This window comes from Telluria sp. BA11 (assembly GCF_056680305.1).
Window position 1 is genome coordinate 2,618,857 of the sequence record NZ_CM155275.1, and the last position, 15,193, is coordinate 2,634,049.

The window sequence follows — 15,193 nt, forward strand, 5'->3', positions numbered from 1 at the left end:
ATGGCAAGTTCCCGTTCCACACGCGCCAGCAGCGCGGTCGACCGTCTCAAGCAGCGCACCGGTAATCCGCTGTACTCGATGGCGCGCACTGGCGATGGCCACTTCTACCTGTCCGAAGCGCCCGGCAGCCCGCCGCTGTGCGCACCGATGGAGCTCGACGATTTCGTCACCTTCGTCAAGGGCCTGGGGCCGCAAGAGCAGCCGCGCATGAGCAAGAACGACATCGCGTTCGAAAAGCAGCTGGTGCGCAAGAAGCCGCCCGCCTGAGCGCGGCTTACCGGCCTGCTTCGCCCTCACAATATCAACGGAATTCATCCATGGACGCACAAGAAGTTCTCGATTTCTGGTTCCTGCCAGCTTCCCATCCTGACCATGGCAAGGCGCGCGCCGAGTGGTACCGCAAGGACCCCGCGTTCGACGCCGTCATCCGCGAACGCTTCGGCACGACGATCACGCACGCGATTGCGGGCGGCCTGCGCGAGTGGGACGAGCAGGGCGCGCGCGGCGTGCTGGCGCGCATCCTGGTGCTCGACCAGTTCACGCGCAACGTCCATCGCGGCGCGCCGGAATCGTTCGCCGGCGATGTGCTGGCATTGAGCGCGGCGCGCCAGATGGTCGACGCCGGTGAGCACATGGCGCTTGCACCCATCGAGCGCCAGTTCGTCTACATGCCGTTCGAGCATGCCGAGGACGCCGGCATGCAGCAGCTCGCGGTCGACCAGTTCACCGCGCTGGCCGCCGACCACGAGGGCTTCGACGAAGCGCTCGACTATGCGCACCGCCACCGCGGTGTGATCGCGCGCTTCGGCCGCTTCCCGCACCGAAATCCGATCCTTGGCCGCGCCTCGACACCCGAAGAACTCGACTACCTGAGCCAGCCTGGCGCCGGCTTCTGACGTGCTATCGACGCTGACCCCGACGCTCAACCTGGTCGGCGCAGGCCACGTCGGTCGCGTGCTGGGGCGCCTGTTCGCCACCAGCGGCGCGTTCACGCTGCAGGATGTGCTGACCCGTTCGCCCGCAAGCGCGCAGGCGGCGGTGGCGTTCATGGGCGCCGGCCATGCCTGCGCCGATGGCGCGCAGCTGCGCCCGGCGCACGCCTGGCTGCTGGCGGTGAGCGACGATCAGATCGAGCCGGTCGCCGCGCAACTGGCGCAGACGCACGACCTGACTGGCGCCGTGATGTTTCACTGCAGCGGCGCGAAAGCATCGGCTGCGCTGCAGGCGGTGGGTGCAGGCGGCGCGCTGGTGGCCAGCGTGCATCCGATCCGCAGCTTCGCCGATCCGCAGCAGGTGGCGCGTGAATTCGCCGGCACCTTCTGCGGCGTCGAGGGTGATGCGGCGGCGCTGGCGCTGCTTGGCCCCGCATTCGAGACCATCGGCGCGCGCCTCGTGCCGATCGATGGCGCGGCCAAGACGGTTTATCACGCGGCCGCCGTGTTCGCGTCGAACTACCTGACCACGGTGCTCGACGCAGCGCTGCGCGCCTATCAGGCCGCCGGGATTCCCGAAGCGGTGGCGCGCGAACTGGCGCAACCGCTGGCCACCGAGACGCTGGCCAATGTGTTTCGCCTTGGTCCGGCCGCAGCGCTCAGCGGCCCCATCGCGCGGGGCGACCTGGCCACTGTCGCGCGGCAAGAGCAGGCATTGCTGGACTGGGATGCCGCGACAGGCCGCCTGTATGGCGCGCTGGTGCCGCCCACGACCGACCTGGCGCGGCGCAAGCACGGTGGCAACTGAGCCACGACGACCTTCTTTCACGCCAATCACAAGGGAACACGATGTTCTTCACCGCCTGGGCCACGCTGGCCGTTCTTGGTGTCTATTTCTGGACCTGGGGCAATGCTGCACGCGCCCGCATCCAGTTCAAGGTGCCGGCCCCATCAATGGACGGTCCCGAAGGCTTCTTGCGCGCTCATCGCGTCCAGATGAATACGCTGGAAATGCTGCCACTGGTGCTCGTGCCCCTGTGGCTGTGCGCCATGTTCCTGGGTGACGTATGGGCGGCTGCCGGGGGCTTGTTGTGGTGCGTGGGCCGGATTCTGTATGCGCTGGGCTACTACCGCGATCCGGCCAAGCGCGAAATCGGCTTCATCGTGAGCATGCTCGCCAGCGCCGTGTTAATTGGCGCCACAGTTTTCGGCCTAGTCATGCGGTAAACCGGATAAAGCGAAAACTTCGGTCGACAAAGTTCCCGTATGGAAATATGCTGGCAGACTGATTAACTGAAAAGCGATCTGCGAACTATCTCGTGGGTCACTAGCGCGCCAGGAGCACCGTGATGCTGTTTTTGAAAAGTACGAACGCCACCAAGGCGCCTGGGATTTACGAAGTGGATGTCGCAGCCAAGCCCCCGGGCAAGACCTTCGGCGTGTTCCTGGCCACCGATCCGGACAATCCGCCACACACCGTGCTTGCCGGCCTGGCCGAGTTGGGTTTTCAGAGCGTTCATCAGCAAAACTATATCCACCGCGACAAGGGCAAGGTGCTGGAGCTGCATTTCCAGAAAGATGGCACCGACCTGTTCAAGGGCTGGAAAACGGACGAGTGCAGCGCCAATCTGACGGCGCTTGACGCTTTGTTCGGTAATGTCGGCATCAAGATCGAGCCACGCGTCATGAGCCTGGCGGAAGCTTACGCATAAGCCATGCGAGAATGACGCCATGGTGGTCTTCACCATGCCTGGCGTGATTGTTGATGGATTTATTTGCACCGCAAGCGGGCCTGCTCCCGCTGCCGCTCGAAGATGGTGAACTGGGCTGGATGGCCCAATTGCCGCTGCCTTGGCCAAATGCCGAAGTCTTCGCACGCCTGTTGGCCGAAACCGACTGGCGCGAAGAAACCGTCGTCGTGTATGGCAAGCAGCACCTGCAACCCCGGCTCAGTGCCTGGTATGGCGACAAAGCCTATGCCTATTCCGGCCTGCGTTTGCAGGCAACGCCGTGTACACCATTGCTCACGGTCCTGCGCGACGCGGTCGAAGCCGCGACCGGGCATACCTTCAACAGCGTCCTGCTGAACTATTACCGCAACGAGCGCGACAGCATGGGCATGCATAGCGACGATGAGCCGGAATTGGGGCCGCGACCTGCGATCGCATCACTCAGTTTTGGCGCGGAACGCACGTTTATCCTTAAACACAAACACAACAAACAGACGGTTCGGATACCATTGACCGATGGCAGCCTGCTGCTGATGGCAGGCGACACGCAACAACATTGGTTGCATGGGATCAATAAGATGACAAAATCGTTACAAGCCAGAATTAATCTAACTTTCCGGAACATCGTCTAAGTTCTAAGTAATATCGCTTAAAGGATGGCAAAAATTACTTACTGATGGGTCATTTAGTTACACTTTCTTACAGTTCTTACGGAATCGCGACGGACTTGATCTTTCGACAGTGTTATCTTGATCCTATCGCGATTCATTGTGAATCACGAACTAGATGAACAAAAAGAGGAATTTAGAGATGAAAAAGCTGATTGTTGCCCTGCTCGCCACCACCGCCGCTGTGTCGGCTGTCCAGGCCCAAGAATTCACCCCGCGCGCCTACGTCGGCGCCGGTGCAGTCGCTACCGACTATGAGTCGCGTGTTCCAGGCGCAACCCGCGCTGACATCGACACTATCAAGGCGTCGGCCAAGCTGTTCGGTGGCTACGAGTTCACCCCGAACTGGGCAGTGGAAGTCGGTCACACCGATTACCGCAGCGCTGACATCTACTACAGCCTGGGCGCAATCAACGCCAGTGGCCAGGTCGATGGCCGTTCGACCTACGTCGCAGCAAAGTTCAGCTCGCCGCTGACCGAAAAGCTGGTCGGTTACGCCAAGCTGGGCGTGTCGCATGACGTGAACGAACTGTCGGCGATCAATTCGTCGCTGAGCCGTCGCGACAGCGACAACAACGCCTACGGCGCCCTGGGTGTTCAGTACAACATCAACCAGGACGTGGCTGTGATCGCTGAATACGAGCGTTTCGGCGGCACCCGTGACTTCGGCGTGCGTCCAAACGCACTGACCATCGGCGCGAAATACTCGTTCTAAGCAGAACGTCGTTTGGAAAAAAAAGGCCCTCCGGGGCCTTTTTTCATGGGTGCCGGTAGCGCAACTTGTACCCCCAATAAAAAAGCCCGCCGATTGGCGGGCTTTTTGCGTTTGTATCGTCAGCGCTGCGATCAGGTCGTGAGCGGCTTGTAGCGAATCCGCTTCGGCTTGGCGCCTTCTTCACCCAGACGCTTCTTCTTGTCGGCTTCGTATTCCTGATAGTTACCGTCAAAGAAGGTCACTTGGGAATCGCCCTCGAAGGCCAGGATGTGGGTCGCGATACGATCCAGGAACCAGCGATCGTGGGAAATGACCATCACGCTGCCAGCGAACTCGAGCAGGGCGTCTTCCAGTGCGCGCAGGGTTTCGACGTCCAGATCGTTTGACGGTTCATCGAGCAGCAAGACGTTACCGCCTTGCAGCAGCGTCTTGGCCAGATGCAGGCGACCACGCTCACCACCAGACAGGTTGCCGACGATCTTTTGCTGGTCCGAGCCCTTGAAGTTGAAGCGGCCCAGGTACGCACGCGACGGCATTTCGAAGCGGCCGACGCTGAGCATGTCGGCGCCGCCCGAGACGTCCTCGAACACGCTCTTGGCATTGGCCAGTTCGTCGCGGTGCTGGTCGACGATCGACACGCGCGCGGTCTGGCCGATCTTGACCTCGCCGCTGTCCGGCTGCTCTTTGCCGGTGATCATCTTGAACAGCGTCGACTTACCGGCGCCGTTCGGGCCGATGATGCCGACGATCGCGCCTGGCGGCACGGTGAACGACAGGTTGTCGATCAAGAGGCGGTCGCCAAAGGCTTTCGAGACGTTCTTGAATTCGATGACTTCATTGCCCAGGCGCTCGGCCACGGGAATGAAGATCTCCTGCGTCTCGTTGCGCTGCTGGTATTCGTACTCGGACAGTTCGTTGAAGCGCGCGAGGCGGGCTTTCGACTTGGCCTGGCGTGCCTTTGGATTCTGGCGCGACCATTCGAGTTCTTTTGCCAGGGCTTTCTGACGGGCCGATTCGGTCGATTCTTCCTGCTTCAGGCGCGCCTGCTTCTGGTCCAGCCACGACGAGTAATTGCCCTTCCATGGAATGCCGCTGCCGCGGTCCAGTTCCAGAATCCATTCGGCGGCATTGTCGAGGAAGTAGCGATCGTGGGTGATGCCGACCACGGTGCCCGGGAAGCGCAGCAGGAATTGCTCGAGCCACTCGACCGATTCCGCATCCAGGTGGTTGGTCGGTTCGTCGAGCAGCAGCATGTCGGGCTTGGAGAGCAGCAGCTTGCACAGCGCCACGCGGCGCTTTTCACCGCCCGACAGCACAGCGATCTTGGCATCCCACGGCGGCAGGCGCAGCGCATCGGCGGCCATTTCCAGCTGCAGGTTCAGGTTGCCGCCATCGGACGACGAGATGATGGCTTCCAGGCGTTCCTGCTCCTTGGCCAGCGCGTCGAAATCGGCGTCCTCTTCGGCGTAGGCCGCGTAGACGGCTTCCAGCTTGGCTTGCGCTTCGAACGCTTCGCCCAGGCCCGATTCCACCTCTTGGCGCACGGTTTTTTCGGGGTCGAGCTGCGGTTCCTGCGGCAGATAGCCGATGTTCAGGCCCGGCATCGGGCGGGCTTCGCCCTGGATGTCGGTGTCGATGCCGGCCATGATTTTCAGCAGGGTCGATTTGCCCGAGCCGTTCAGGCCCAGCACGCCGATTTTGGCGCCCGGGAAGAACGACAGGGAAATGTCCTTCAGAATCTGGCGTTTCGGTGGGACGATTTTGCCCACGCGGTTCATGGTATAGACGTAATTGGCCATGCTTGTACTCTGGTGTTGTTCGAGGTGCACAGGATACGACAGAACCCGCAGCCAACACAGGATTTCTTGGCAAATCTGCCCCCTCAGGCCTTGGCGGCAGCAGGCTGCCGGCGCAGCAATCCTTCCCCGGCGAACAGCGCCAGCGCGCTCCAGATCAGCACGAAGCCGACGAGGCGATCGGCCGAGAACGCTTCTTTGAACAACCACACGCCGAGCAGGAATTGCAGCGTCGGCGACAGGTATTGCAACAGGCCCAGGATCGACAGCGGGATCTTGCGCGCGCCGGTGGCAAACAGCAGCAGCGGGATCGCGGTGAGCGGGCCGGCCATGATCAACAGCCAGCGCGTGGTGTCCGACGCCGTATTGATGAACACGTTCTGGCCGTGCACCGTCAGCCAGATTACGTAGCCGGCTGCCAGCGGAAACAGCACGATGGTTTCGAACGACAACCCCTCGAGCGGACCGAGCGCAGCCGTCTTGCGCAGCAAGCCATAGCCGCCGAACGACAGCGCCAGGAACAGCGCGATCCACGGCACCGTGCCAGCCTGCCAGGTCAGCCAGGCCACGCCCAGCGCGGCCACGCCGATGGCAGCCCACTGCAGCGGGCGCATGCGTTCTTTCAGGATCAGATAGCCCAGCACGATATTGACCAGGGGATTGATGAAATAGCCGAGGCTGGCCTCGATCACATGGTGGTTCATCACCGACCAGATATACACGAGCCAATTGGCGCTGAGCAGCAAGGCGGACAGCACGAAACTAAAGAACACGCGCGGCTGGCGCACGACCTGCAGCCACTTCCAGTCGCGCCGCAGCAACAGCAGGATCAGGAGAAAAGCAAGTGACCACAGCATGCGGTGCGCCAGGATCTGCAGCGGCGGCACCTCGCCCAGGGCGTGGAAATAGATGGGGAACAGGCCCCAGCAGAAGAAGGCCAGGGCCGCGTAAATGATGCCGGAACGCATGGGGAGGAGGGGCGAGGTTGCAGGGCGGACATTATCACTGAATACGTTGCGGGCTGCTGACGCGCCGCCCGTTTTCCACAGGTGTATGATGCACAACCGAATCTTCTTGCAATTCCAACCACTTCATTTTATGGTGCGCCGCACCACTACAACAGCGATGGTGACTCTTGACCTCAGATAACAAGAAAAGCAGCCTGGCGGCCCTTACCCTGGCAGCGGTCGGGATCGTCTACGGCGACATTGGCACGAGCCCCTTGTATACGCTGCGCGCGGTGTTCGACGAAGACCACGGCCTGCCGCTCAACACGCCGAACATCCTCGGCATCATCTCGCTGATTTTCTGGGCCCTGACGCTGATTGTCTCGCTCAAGTACGTGATCCTGGTGCTGCGCGCGCACAATCGCGGCGAGGGCGGCATCATGGCCCTGATGGCGCTGGCCACCAGTTCAATACCGCGTACCTCCAAATGGAGCTTCCCGCTGCTGGCCATCGGCGTGATTGGCGCCACGATGTTCTATGGCGACAGTGTGATCACGCCGGCGATCTCGGTGCTGGGCGCCATCGAAGGGATCGAGGTTGCCGCGCCCGGCATGTCGCAATACGTCGTGCCGCTGGCGGTGGTGGTGCTGGTGGCGCTGTACAGCGTGCAGCGCCATGGCACGGCCGGCATCGGCCGCTTCTTCGGTCCTGTGATGGCGGTCTGGTTCCTGGTGCTGGCCGCAATGGGCATCGTCAATATCATCGAAGCACCGGTGATCCTGAATGCGCTCAATCCGTGGCATGCACTCAGCTTCATGCTGGAAAATAAAATGCTGGCATTTATCGCGCTGGGCGCGGTGGTGCTGGCCATCACTGGCGCCGAGGCGCTGTACGCCGACATGGGCCACTTCGGCGCCAAGCCGATCCGCTGGGCCTGGTTTCTGATCGCATATCCGGCGCTGACCCTGAACTACCTGGGCCAGGGCGGCCTGTTGATCATGCAGCCGGCCGCAGTGGAAAACCCGTTCTATTACCAGCTTGGCGCGTGGAGCGTGATTCCGCTGGTGATCCTGTCGACGATGGCCGCCGTGATCGCCTCGCAGGCAACGATCTCGGGCACCTATTCGATGACCAAGCAAGCCATTGCGCTGGGCCTGCTGCCGCGCATGCGCATCATGCACACGTCGGAAAGCGAGATCGGCCAGATCTATATCCCGGCCGTCAACTGGTTGCAACTGGTGGTCGTGCTGATCGCCGTGATCGGCTTCGGTTCGTCGGACGAACTGGCCGGCGCCTACGGCATTGCAGTAACCGCCACCATGATGGCCACGACGATCCTGACGTTCTTCGTCACGCGCTACCGCTGGCACTTGCCGCTGTGGATGTGCTTGATGGCGACCGGCTTCTTCCTGACGATCGACATCATGCTGTTCGCCGCCACCACGACCAAACTGTTCCACGGCGGCTGGTTCCCGCTGCTGATGGGCGCCGTGTTGCTGACCCTGATGCTGACCTGGAAACGGGGCCGCGAGCTGGTGTTCGAGAACCTGCAGAAGCACGCGATTCCGCTGGAAGCATTCATGGAGTCGCTGTTCGTGGCGCCGCCGACGCGCGTGCCCGGCACCGCCATCTTCCTGCGCGGCGAGAGCGATGGCGTACCGCACGCGATGCTGCACAATCTGTCGCACAACAAGGTGCTGCACGAGCGCGTCGTGTTCCTCACCGTGCACATGCGCGAAGAGCCGTGGGTGCCGGCAGAGGAACAGATCGTCATCAATGACCTGGGCCACAACTGCTACCAGCTCAATATCCATTACGGCTTCAAGGACGAGGCCGATATTCCGGACATCCTGCAGCGCAGCGCCGCACTGGGCCTGGAATTCGAAATGATGGAAACGTCGTTCTTCATCGCGCGCCAGACCGTGATCTCGGCGCCGGGCGGCGGCATGGCGCCATGGCGCGAGCACCTGTACGTGGCGATGTCGCGCAACGCCCGCAGCGCGGCCGACTACTATCAGATCCGGACCAACCGCGTGATCGAGCTGGGCACGCAAATCGAAATTTGATGCGCGCAAATTTGCTTAACTACAATTTTTAGACAAAGTCGGGACAGTTTCATGTGGCTGATTCGATAAGGTACGGGGTTTCGTAATACCCGGTTCCTCGTACCTACTTCGTGTAATTTTTCAGTCAAGGATGTCCCATGATGAAGCTCCCCCTGATCGCCGCCTTTGCCGCCATGCTCGCCCTGAGCGCCTGCGGCGGTGGCAGCGATGATTCGCCCGCCCAGCCGGCAGTGAGCAGCCCTGCTGCCCTGACCAAGACCGACAACGTCGTTGGCACCGGCGCCGAAGCCGTCGCCGGCAAGCGCGCCACCGTTGCCTATACGCTGTGGTTGTACAGCGCGACCGCGAGCGACTTCAAGGGCACGCGCCAGGAAGCCAGCGAATTTGCGTTCACCGTGGGCAGCCGCGATACCATTACCGGCTTCGATCAGGGCGTAACGGGCATGAAGGTCGGCGGCAAGCGCACGCTCCTGATCCCGGCGGCACTGGCCTACGGCGCGGCTGGCCGCGGACCGATTCCGTCGAATGCGGGCCTGGTGTTTGAAGTGACGCTGAACAAGGTCGAGTAAGCCGGTACGGGTGCTCGCCGCCATGGCCAGAGCCGCGTGCTCTGGCTTTTTTTTCGCCGCAACGTTGGTGGTTTGTTGACTGGCGAAGCCGCAGTCGTCGTGTATGTGGCGTCCAGGCCAGAGGCGGTGCGCACGGCTGATCCGGCGCACGTGTCGGCGTTGACCCATCGGCGATGCTCGGGACTTTATTGCTGCGAGCCCGCCATGCCCCACTTCCTGCCGATCTTCGGTGCGGTATTGTTTTTTATCCTCGCTCCATCAGGCGCTGCGGCGCCGACGCCTGGCGCGGTCGATCCCATGTGTGCCGTTGCCACTGCCAACCCGGTTGCGGAGCATGAACCGCCGGCCTGGCTGCTGCTGGCCGGCGCGGTCATCCTGCTTGGCGCCGGCCGGATGGCGGCATCCTGATATGTGCCAGCGCCTAGCGCAGCATGTCGATGTGCATGATCCCGTCTTCGTCGTACGGCGCCGACACCGTCTGGAAGCCGAAGCTCGCGTAGAAGCGCTCCAGGTATTGCTGGGCGCCGATGCGGATGCGGTGGCCCGGGTGCAGCGCTTCGGCATGGGCGATGCCCTGGTCGAGCAGCGCGCGGCCGGCGCCGCTGCCGCGTGCAGCCGGCGTGGTGACGACGCGGCCAAGCGACATCTCGTCGTACTTCGCGCCCGGCGCCAGCACGCGCAGGTAGGCGGCCAGCTGGCGCTTGCCGTCGACGTCGCGCCAGCCCAGCAGGTGGTGCGCCTCGAGGTCGTAACCATCGATGTCCGGGTACAGGCACGTCTGCTCCAGAATAAAGACGTTCTGGCGCGCGGCCAGCACGTCATACAGGTCGAACGGGGTCAGGTCGGCGAAGCGGGAGAAGTGCCAGTCAATGGTGCTGGGGGAGGTCATGGGCAGATACAGGTGAATGAAAAAATGGGGCGGGAGCGCGCTATTCAGCGGCGGTCTCGAAGCCTTCGAGCACGTTGACGGTATGGATGCCCAGCTCCGGGCTGATGGCGCCGCCTTCGAAAATGAACACGGTCGGTAAATCCAGATGCGCAATGCGCTCGCCGATGCGCAGGAAGTCGCCACCCTGCAGATGGAAGCGCGGGTCGTTGCCATGGGCGAAGGTGTCAACGCCCAGCGAGACCACGAGCGCCTGCGGGCGCGTCATCGCGATTTTCACGCACGCGGTTTCGAGCGCGGCGAACCAGGTGGCGCTGCTGCTGCCCGGTGCGAGCGGCAGGTTCATCGTGTAGCCGACCCCTGCGCCGCTGCCGGTTTCGTCAGCGTGGCCCAGGTAGAACGGGTACGCGACGCGCGGATCGGCGTGGATCGAGATGAACAGCACGTCGCTGCGGCCATAGAAGATGCTCTGGGTGCCGTTGCCGTGGTGGTAATCGAGGTCGAGGATGGCGACGCGTTCGCGCCCGTCGTCCAGCAGGTGCTGGGCCGCCAGCGCCGCGTTATTCAGAAAGCACGAACCGCCGAAGAAATCGCTGCCGGCGTGGTGGCCGGGCGGGCGCGTCAGCGCAAAGGTGCCGCGCTCGCCGCGCTGCAATGCGTGGGCGGCATTGACGGCGCAGTCGGCGCCCGTCTTGGCCGCGATCCAGGTGCCGCCGGTGAGCGGCGTGCCGCAATCCATCGAGTACAGGCCCAGGCGGGCACCGAAGTTCTCGGGTTCGATGTCGCTGCGCAGCGTGCGCACGGGCCATACGGCGGGAAAGGCATCCTTGCCGGCATTGGCCAGATCGAGCGCGAGCCACTCGCTCCAGGCCGTGCGCAGGAAGTGCAGGTAGCGCGGACTGTGCACGCGCTCGAGCGTCATCAGGGGCACACCATGCGGCGTGACGATGGCGCCCAGGCCGCGTCGCTCGCACTCTTTCAACACCATCGCCACGCGCTCGGGTTTTTCGGAACACGGCGCCAGCTCGGCGCGCCCGATTGCGGCGCGGCCGTCATGCTGGGCATGGTGTTCGTTATAAAACGTGAGCAAGTGGTCCTCGTGCGTTGGTGCAGGTGAGGCAGGTGAGGCGGAGCTGCAGCCTCAGTTATTGCCGCACAGTGTACTGCTGTTGTACGCCGCGACGAAGGCGTCGAAGTTGCCGGTATCGGTTTGCTCGATGATCATCTGGTCGGCGATCGAGACGGCAGCCATTTCGTCGAACAGCATTTCTTCGGCCGGCATCAGCGGGCTGTCGCGGAACGACGCCGCGTGCAGCGTGCTTTGCTGCAGGCCGAATGCCGCGGCCGAGCCGAGTGCGCGGATTTCTTCCAGCACGCGTGCCGATGGCGTCTGCGCCGGATCTTCAATCTTGGCTTTCTGACGGCCCAGCGAGGCGGTGTGCACGTCGCCCTCGTTGTGCCCGTCGTCCAGCAATGCCGCCACGGGCCGGATGCGCTCGATCAACTCGAGCGCCCAGGTCGCAAGCGGCACTTCCAGTCCGTCGCGCGTGAGCGTGAGGCCCGGCCGGCGGCCTTCCTTGACCGTGCGCGCAAAATTGCGGGCATGCATGGCGCTGTCATGGTCGCTGATGAGCGGGCTTTCTTCGAGGGCGCAGAACAGCAGGAACGCGTCCAGGAAGCGGCCCGTTTCGAGCGAGATGCCGACAGGCTCGTATGGATCGACGTCCATGCAGCGCACCTCGATGTACTGCACGCCGCGGTTGCACAGGGCCTGCACCGGACGCTCGCCGGTGCGGATCACGCGCTTCGGTCGAATCGTCGAGTAGTACTCGTTCTCGATCTGCAGCACGTTGGTCGACAGCTGGATCCACTCGCCATTCTTCTTGGTGCCCAGTTCCTGGTACGGCGGATACGGACGATTGACCGCGTCCATCAGGCTGGTAACGTAGCTTTCCAGGCTGTTCTCGTGCGGGCGCAGGCCCGACTGCGCATCGTTCTGGTAACCGAGGTCGCTCATGCGCAGGCTGGTTGCGTACGGCAGGTACAGCGTGTCATCGGACAGCGTCTCGAGTGCGTGCGGACGGCCGCGCAGGAAGCTCGTGGTCAAGGCCGGCGTGGCGCCGAACAGGTACATCAGCAGCCACGAATAGCGGCGGAAGTTGCGCACCATCGCGATATAGCTCTCGGACTGGAAATCGCGCAGCGCGTGACGGCGTTCTTCGACGATGCCTTCGTCCTGGGCAAACACCTGCCACAGCTTTTCCGGCAGCGAGTAATTGTAGTGAATGCCCGCGATGCACTGCATCGCCTTGCCATAGCGCAGCGCCAGGCCGCGCCGGTACACGTGCTTCAGTTGGCCGATATTCGAGGTGCCGTAGTAGGCGATCTCGATGTCTTCTTCGGGCGGTAGTTCGCCCGGCATCGACATGCCCCACAGCATTTCGTCGCCCAGCTTGGTGTACGCATGGCGGTGGATCGCATCGAGGCGGTGCAGCGCCAGCGAGATATCGTGCTCGACCGGGGTGATGAACTCCATCAGCGCTTCGGCGTAGTCGGTGGTGATGCTGGGGTGCGTCAGTGCCGAACCGAGGGCAGGGGGATGCGGGGTGCGCGCGAGCTGGCCGGCAGCATCCACGCGCAGCGTTTCGCGCTCGATGCCGCGCAGGCCCTGGCCCAGCAAGGCGCGGTGTTCGTCGTCGCCCAGCAGGGCCAGACGGCGGTTGAATTGGTTCGACACGGTGTTTCCTTTCTTATACTGCCTGTTTCGGCTGGTGCAGAGATTAACCGAAAATCGGACTCCACGTTCGGGCGCTCATCATTCGCGCCAGGGCGGCGCCCGGTACGACGGCGCGGCGGGCGGCGGCGCGGGTCTGGCAGGCGGTACAAAATCGGGCGCCGGACCCGGTTCAAGACCGGGCGGGACTTCGCCGTCGAACGTGAAGTCGAACTCGAACACCGGTTCAGGCACCGGGACAACGGATTCGAATTCGGCATTGAACGTGTCGTCCCGCGGCGCTTCCAGCATCGGCGCCGAGACCGGCGTGTCCGGCGCAGCGATCCAGCGCTCGACCTGGCGTTCCAGTTCGTTCAACGGCAGCGCGCCGTTGCCCAGCACCGCGTCATGGAAACGCCGCGCATCGAACCTGGCGCCCAGCGCCGCGCGTGCCTTGTTGCGCAGCGCCAGAATGCGCAACTGGCCGATCTTGTAGCTCAGTGCCTGCGCCGGGCGGGCGATGTAGCGATCGACCTCGGCCTCGTTGTCCGCCGGCGGATTGGCCGTATTCGCGGTCAGGTAATCGATCGCCTGCTGGCGCGACCAGCCCAGCGTGTGGATGCCGGTGTCGACCACCAGCCGCGCGGCGCGGAACATCTCTTCGTTCAGGTGCCCGAACAGCGAGAACGGGTCCTTGAACAGACCGAGTTCTGGCCCCAGGCCTTCGGCGTAGGTCGCCCAGCCTTCGCCGAACGCGTCGTACCAGCCGTAACGGCGAAACGCCGGCAGCGCCAGTTCCTGCGCGCGCGCCACCTGCAGATGGTGGCCGGGCACCGCTTCGTGCAGCGCAATGGTGTCGACCTGCCACATTGGCCGCGCGTCCAGTCGCACATTGTCGACCACCAGCGCGGCGCTGCGCTGGACGCTGCCAGCCTCGTAATACGCAGCTGGCTGGCCGCTGCTGTTTGCGCCCATCGGTTTGACGACGATGCCGGCCGCCGGCACGCTGCTGACCACGCGGCCCAGACGCGCCTGGGCCAGCGCCAGCGTGCGCCGGTAGCGGTCGAGCAGGGCGTTCGGATCCGTGAAATACAGGCGCCGGTCGCTCCGCGCGAACACGATGAATTCCGCAAAGCCGCCGCGAAAACCGGTGCGCGGAATCACGGCCTCGATCGCGGCGCGCAGGCGCGCGACTTCCTGCAGGCCCAGCGCATGCACCTGGGCCGGCGTGAGCGCCGTACTGGTGCTGGTGCGTACCAGCTGGGCATACCAGTCGGCGCCGCCGGCTTGCTGGCTCGCGCCGATCGTCGCGCGCGCGCCCGGCAGATAGTCCTGGCGCAGGAACGTTTCGAGCGTGCGCAGGCTGGGCGCGACGGTATTGGCCAGTGCGGCCGCGCCGGCGGCGCGCAATGCGTCGCGGCTCTCGGGCGCGATCGATGCGGGGATGCGCTTGAACGGCGCGCCCAGCGGGCCATCCTGCAAGCCTTCGCGCAGCGCGCGCAAGGCGTCCGGCACCGGCGCCAGCGCCGCCTTTGGCGTGGTCCAGCCGGCCTGGCGACCGGCGCGCAGCTGCTCGATCAGGCCATCGACGTGGGCCGGCAGCGCTTGCAGGCGCGCCAGATACGTTTGGTAGTCGGCGTCGGTCATGAGCGGCATCTGCGCCACCAGGCGCGGCAGTTGCACGTGCAGGCCGTCGTAGGCGGTGAGCGGTTGCGGATCGAACGGCATCAGGGCGGCGCCGGCCAGCACGCGCTGCTTGTCGGCGCTGAACAGGTCGAGCGACAGCTGGTCTTGAATCGAAAGTGTACTGCGATCGATCGCGCGCGCCGCGGCCAGCATGGCGCGCTCATGCTCGATCGCCTGCGCGCGCGCGGCCAGCGAGGTGTCGGTGAGATAAGCGTTGTAGCGCTGCTCGCCCAAGGCCGTGGCGCGTTCGGGCGCGTGGCGCAGTTGCCATTGCCAGTCGCGCTCGAACAACTGGGCCGCCTGCGCTGCCGGCGTCTCGGTCGCGGTGGCCGGCTGCACAGCGACGGGAATAACGACGGGTGGAACGGCGGGCGTGGCCGCAGCAGCGCCGACAGGCGGCACCAGCAAAGCAAGTGAGGCAAACAGGATGCGCATGCGGGCTCCGTTGACGGGACTGGTCATTTTAACAAGTCCATCTACGGGCG

16 protein-coding genes are annotated in these 15,193 nt (G+C 63.7%); 10 read left to right on the forward strand and 6 right to left on the reverse strand.

From position 1 onward, the window contains the following. The 7 genes from AC1MGT_RS11490 (at nucleotide 1) to AC1MGT_RS11520 (ending at nucleotide 4,045) form a co-directional block, all read left to right on the forward strand. Nucleotides 1-267, forward strand: a complete 267-nt coding sequence (locus tag AC1MGT_RS11490; RefSeq protein ID WP_183554813.1) for a hypothetical protein — start codon at nucleotides 1-3, stop codon at nucleotides 265-267. 50 nt (nucleotides 268-317) lie between these two features. Beyond that, a complete protein-coding gene (locus AC1MGT_RS11495; RefSeq protein ID WP_499500268.1) occupies nucleotides 318-896 on the forward strand; it encodes a DUF924 family protein in 579 nt (192 codons plus the stop codon). Nucleotide 897: 1 nt separating this feature from the next. Further along, the gene (locus AC1MGT_RS11500; RefSeq protein ID WP_499500269.1) at nucleotides 898-1,740 is read left to right on the forward strand and encodes a Rossmann-like and DUF2520 domain-containing protein; all 843 of its coding nucleotides are present in this window, start codon (nucleotides 898-900) and stop codon (nucleotides 1,738-1,740) included. Nucleotides 1,741-1,781: 41 nt separating this feature from the next. Continuing rightward, the gene (locus AC1MGT_RS11505; RefSeq protein ID WP_499500270.1) at nucleotides 1,782-2,159 is read left to right on the forward strand and encodes an MAPEG family protein; all 378 of its coding nucleotides are present in this window, start codon (nucleotides 1,782-1,784) and stop codon (nucleotides 2,157-2,159) included. Nucleotides 2,160-2,281: 122 nt separating this feature from the next. After that, nucleotides 2,282-2,644 carry a hypothetical protein gene (locus AC1MGT_RS11510; protein ID WP_499504282.1) on the forward strand — a complete coding sequence of 121 codons (363 nt, stop codon included), beginning with the start codon at nucleotides 2,282-2,284 and terminating at the stop codon, nucleotides 2,642-2,644. Nucleotides 2,645-2,697: 53 nt separating this feature from the next. Next, entirely contained in the window at nucleotides 2,698-3,294 is a 597-nt protein-coding gene (locus AC1MGT_RS11515) for an alpha-ketoglutarate-dependent dioxygenase AlkB family protein (RefSeq protein ID WP_499500271.1), read from the forward strand. A 178-nt stretch (nucleotides 3,295-3,472) separates the two neighbouring features. Continuing rightward, nucleotides 3,473-4,045, forward strand: a complete 573-nt coding sequence (locus tag AC1MGT_RS11520) for a porin family protein (protein WP_499500272.1) — start codon at nucleotides 3,473-3,475, stop codon at nucleotides 4,043-4,045. 131 nt (nucleotides 4,046-4,176) lie between these two features. Here the strand turns inward: AC1MGT_RS11520 and ettA are convergent, their stop codons facing one another. Together ettA and rarD are read right to left on the reverse strand one after the other, a co-directional pair. Continuing rightward, nucleotides 4,177-5,844: an energy-dependent translational throttle protein EttA gene (gene ettA, locus AC1MGT_RS11525; RefSeq protein ID WP_183554795.1), complete on the reverse strand. Its 1,668-nt coding sequence runs from the start codon at nucleotides 5,842-5,844 to the stop codon at nucleotides 4,177-4,179. Between the two features lie 83 nt (nucleotides 5,845-5,927). Further along, nucleotides 5,928-6,809 (reverse strand): EamA family transporter RarD, encoded by an 882-nt coding sequence (gene rarD, locus AC1MGT_RS11530; RefSeq protein ID WP_499500273.1) that lies wholly within the window; start codon nucleotides 6,807-6,809, stop codon nucleotides 5,928-5,930. A gap of 167 nt (nucleotides 6,810-6,976) precedes the next feature. Here rarD and AC1MGT_RS11535 point away from each other — a divergent pair, with 167 nt between their 5' ends. The 3 genes from AC1MGT_RS11535 (at nucleotide 6,977) to AC1MGT_RS11545 (ending at nucleotide 9,831) form a co-directional block, all read left to right on the forward strand. Continuing rightward, nucleotides 6,977-8,854 carry a potassium transporter Kup gene (locus AC1MGT_RS11535; RefSeq protein WP_499500274.1) on the forward strand — a complete coding sequence of 626 codons (1,878 nt, stop codon included), beginning with the start codon at nucleotides 6,977-6,979 and terminating at the stop codon, nucleotides 8,852-8,854. A 137-nt stretch (nucleotides 8,855-8,991) separates the two neighbouring features. After that, nucleotides 8,992-9,423, forward strand: coding sequence for an FKBP-type peptidyl-prolyl cis-trans isomerase (locus AC1MGT_RS11540; protein ID WP_332531799.1), 432 nt, complete (start codon nucleotides 8,992-8,994; stop codon nucleotides 9,421-9,423). 204 nt (nucleotides 9,424-9,627) lie between these two features. Beyond that, a complete protein-coding gene (locus AC1MGT_RS11545; protein ID WP_499500275.1) occupies nucleotides 9,628-9,831 on the forward strand; it encodes a hypothetical protein in 204 nt (67 codons plus the stop codon). 13 nt (nucleotides 9,832-9,844) lie between these two features. Here the strand turns inward: AC1MGT_RS11545 and AC1MGT_RS11550 are convergent, their stop codons facing one another. From AC1MGT_RS11550 to AC1MGT_RS11565, 4 genes are all read right to left on the reverse strand, one after another. Then, entirely contained in the window at nucleotides 9,845-10,312 is a 468-nt protein-coding gene (locus tag AC1MGT_RS11550; RefSeq protein ID WP_183554787.1) for a GNAT family N-acetyltransferase, read from the reverse strand. 40 nt (nucleotides 10,313-10,352) lie between these two features. Further along, on the reverse strand, nucleotides 10,353-11,399 hold the full coding sequence (locus tag AC1MGT_RS11555) for a histone deacetylase family protein (RefSeq protein WP_499500276.1): 1,047 nt from the start codon (nucleotides 11,397-11,399) through the stop codon (nucleotides 10,353-10,355). Nucleotides 11,400-11,450: 51 nt separating this feature from the next. Beyond that, on the reverse strand, nucleotides 11,451-13,046 hold the full coding sequence (gene gshA / locus AC1MGT_RS11560) for a glutamate--cysteine ligase (RefSeq protein ID WP_499500277.1): 1,596 nt from the start codon (nucleotides 13,044-13,046) through the stop codon (nucleotides 11,451-11,453). A gap of 78 nt (nucleotides 13,047-13,124) precedes the next feature. Then, nucleotides 13,125-15,143: a DUF885 domain-containing protein gene (locus AC1MGT_RS11565; protein WP_499500278.1), complete on the reverse strand. Its 2,019-nt coding sequence runs from the start codon at nucleotides 15,141-15,143 to the stop codon at nucleotides 13,125-13,127. Between the last annotated feature and the right edge of the window lie 50 nt (nucleotides 15,144-15,193).

Excerpts from the sequence above, each read along its gene's own strand:
- AC1MGT_RS11490 (WP_183554813.1), top strand. The coding sequence starts at position 1 with ATGGCAAGTTCCCGTTCCACACGCGCCAGCAGCGCGGTCGACCGTCTC.
- AC1MGT_RS11495 (WP_499500268.1), top strand. The coding sequence starts at position 318 with ATGGACGCACAAGAAGTTCTCGATTTCTGGTTCCTGCCAGCTTCCCAT.
- AC1MGT_RS11505 (WP_499500270.1), top strand. The coding sequence starts at position 1,782 with ATGTTCTTCACCGCCTGGGCCACGCTGGCCGTTCTTGGTGTCTATTTC.
- AC1MGT_RS11510 (WP_499504282.1), top strand. The coding sequence starts at position 2,282 with ATGCTGTTTTTGAAAAGTACGAACGCCACCAAGGCGCCTGGGATTTAC.
- AC1MGT_RS11515 (WP_499500271.1), top strand. The coding sequence starts at position 2,698 with ATGGATTTATTTGCACCGCAAGCGGGCCTGCTCCCGCTGCCGCTCGAA.
- AC1MGT_RS11520 (WP_499500272.1), top strand. The coding sequence starts at position 3,473 with ATGAAAAAGCTGATTGTTGCCCTGCTCGCCACCACCGCCGCTGTGTCG.
- ettA (WP_183554795.1), bottom strand. The coding sequence starts at position 5,844 with ATGGCCAATTACGTCTATACCATGAACCGCGTGGGCAAAATCGTCCCA.
- rarD (WP_499500273.1), bottom strand. The coding sequence starts at position 6,809 with ATGCGTTCCGGCATCATTTACGCGGCCCTGGCCTTCTTCTGCTGGGGC.
- AC1MGT_RS11540 (WP_332531799.1), top strand. The coding sequence starts at position 8,992 with ATGATGAAGCTCCCCCTGATCGCCGCCTTTGCCGCCATGCTCGCCCTG.
- AC1MGT_RS11545 (WP_499500275.1), top strand. The coding sequence starts at position 9,628 with ATGCCCCACTTCCTGCCGATCTTCGGTGCGGTATTGTTTTTTATCCTC.
- AC1MGT_RS11550 (WP_183554787.1), bottom strand. The coding sequence starts at position 10,312 with ATGACCTCCCCCAGCACCATTGACTGGCACTTCTCCCGCTTCGCCGAC.
- AC1MGT_RS11565 (WP_499500278.1), bottom strand. The coding sequence starts at position 15,143 with ATGCGCATCCTGTTTGCCTCACTTGCTTTGCTGGTGCCGCCTGTCGGC.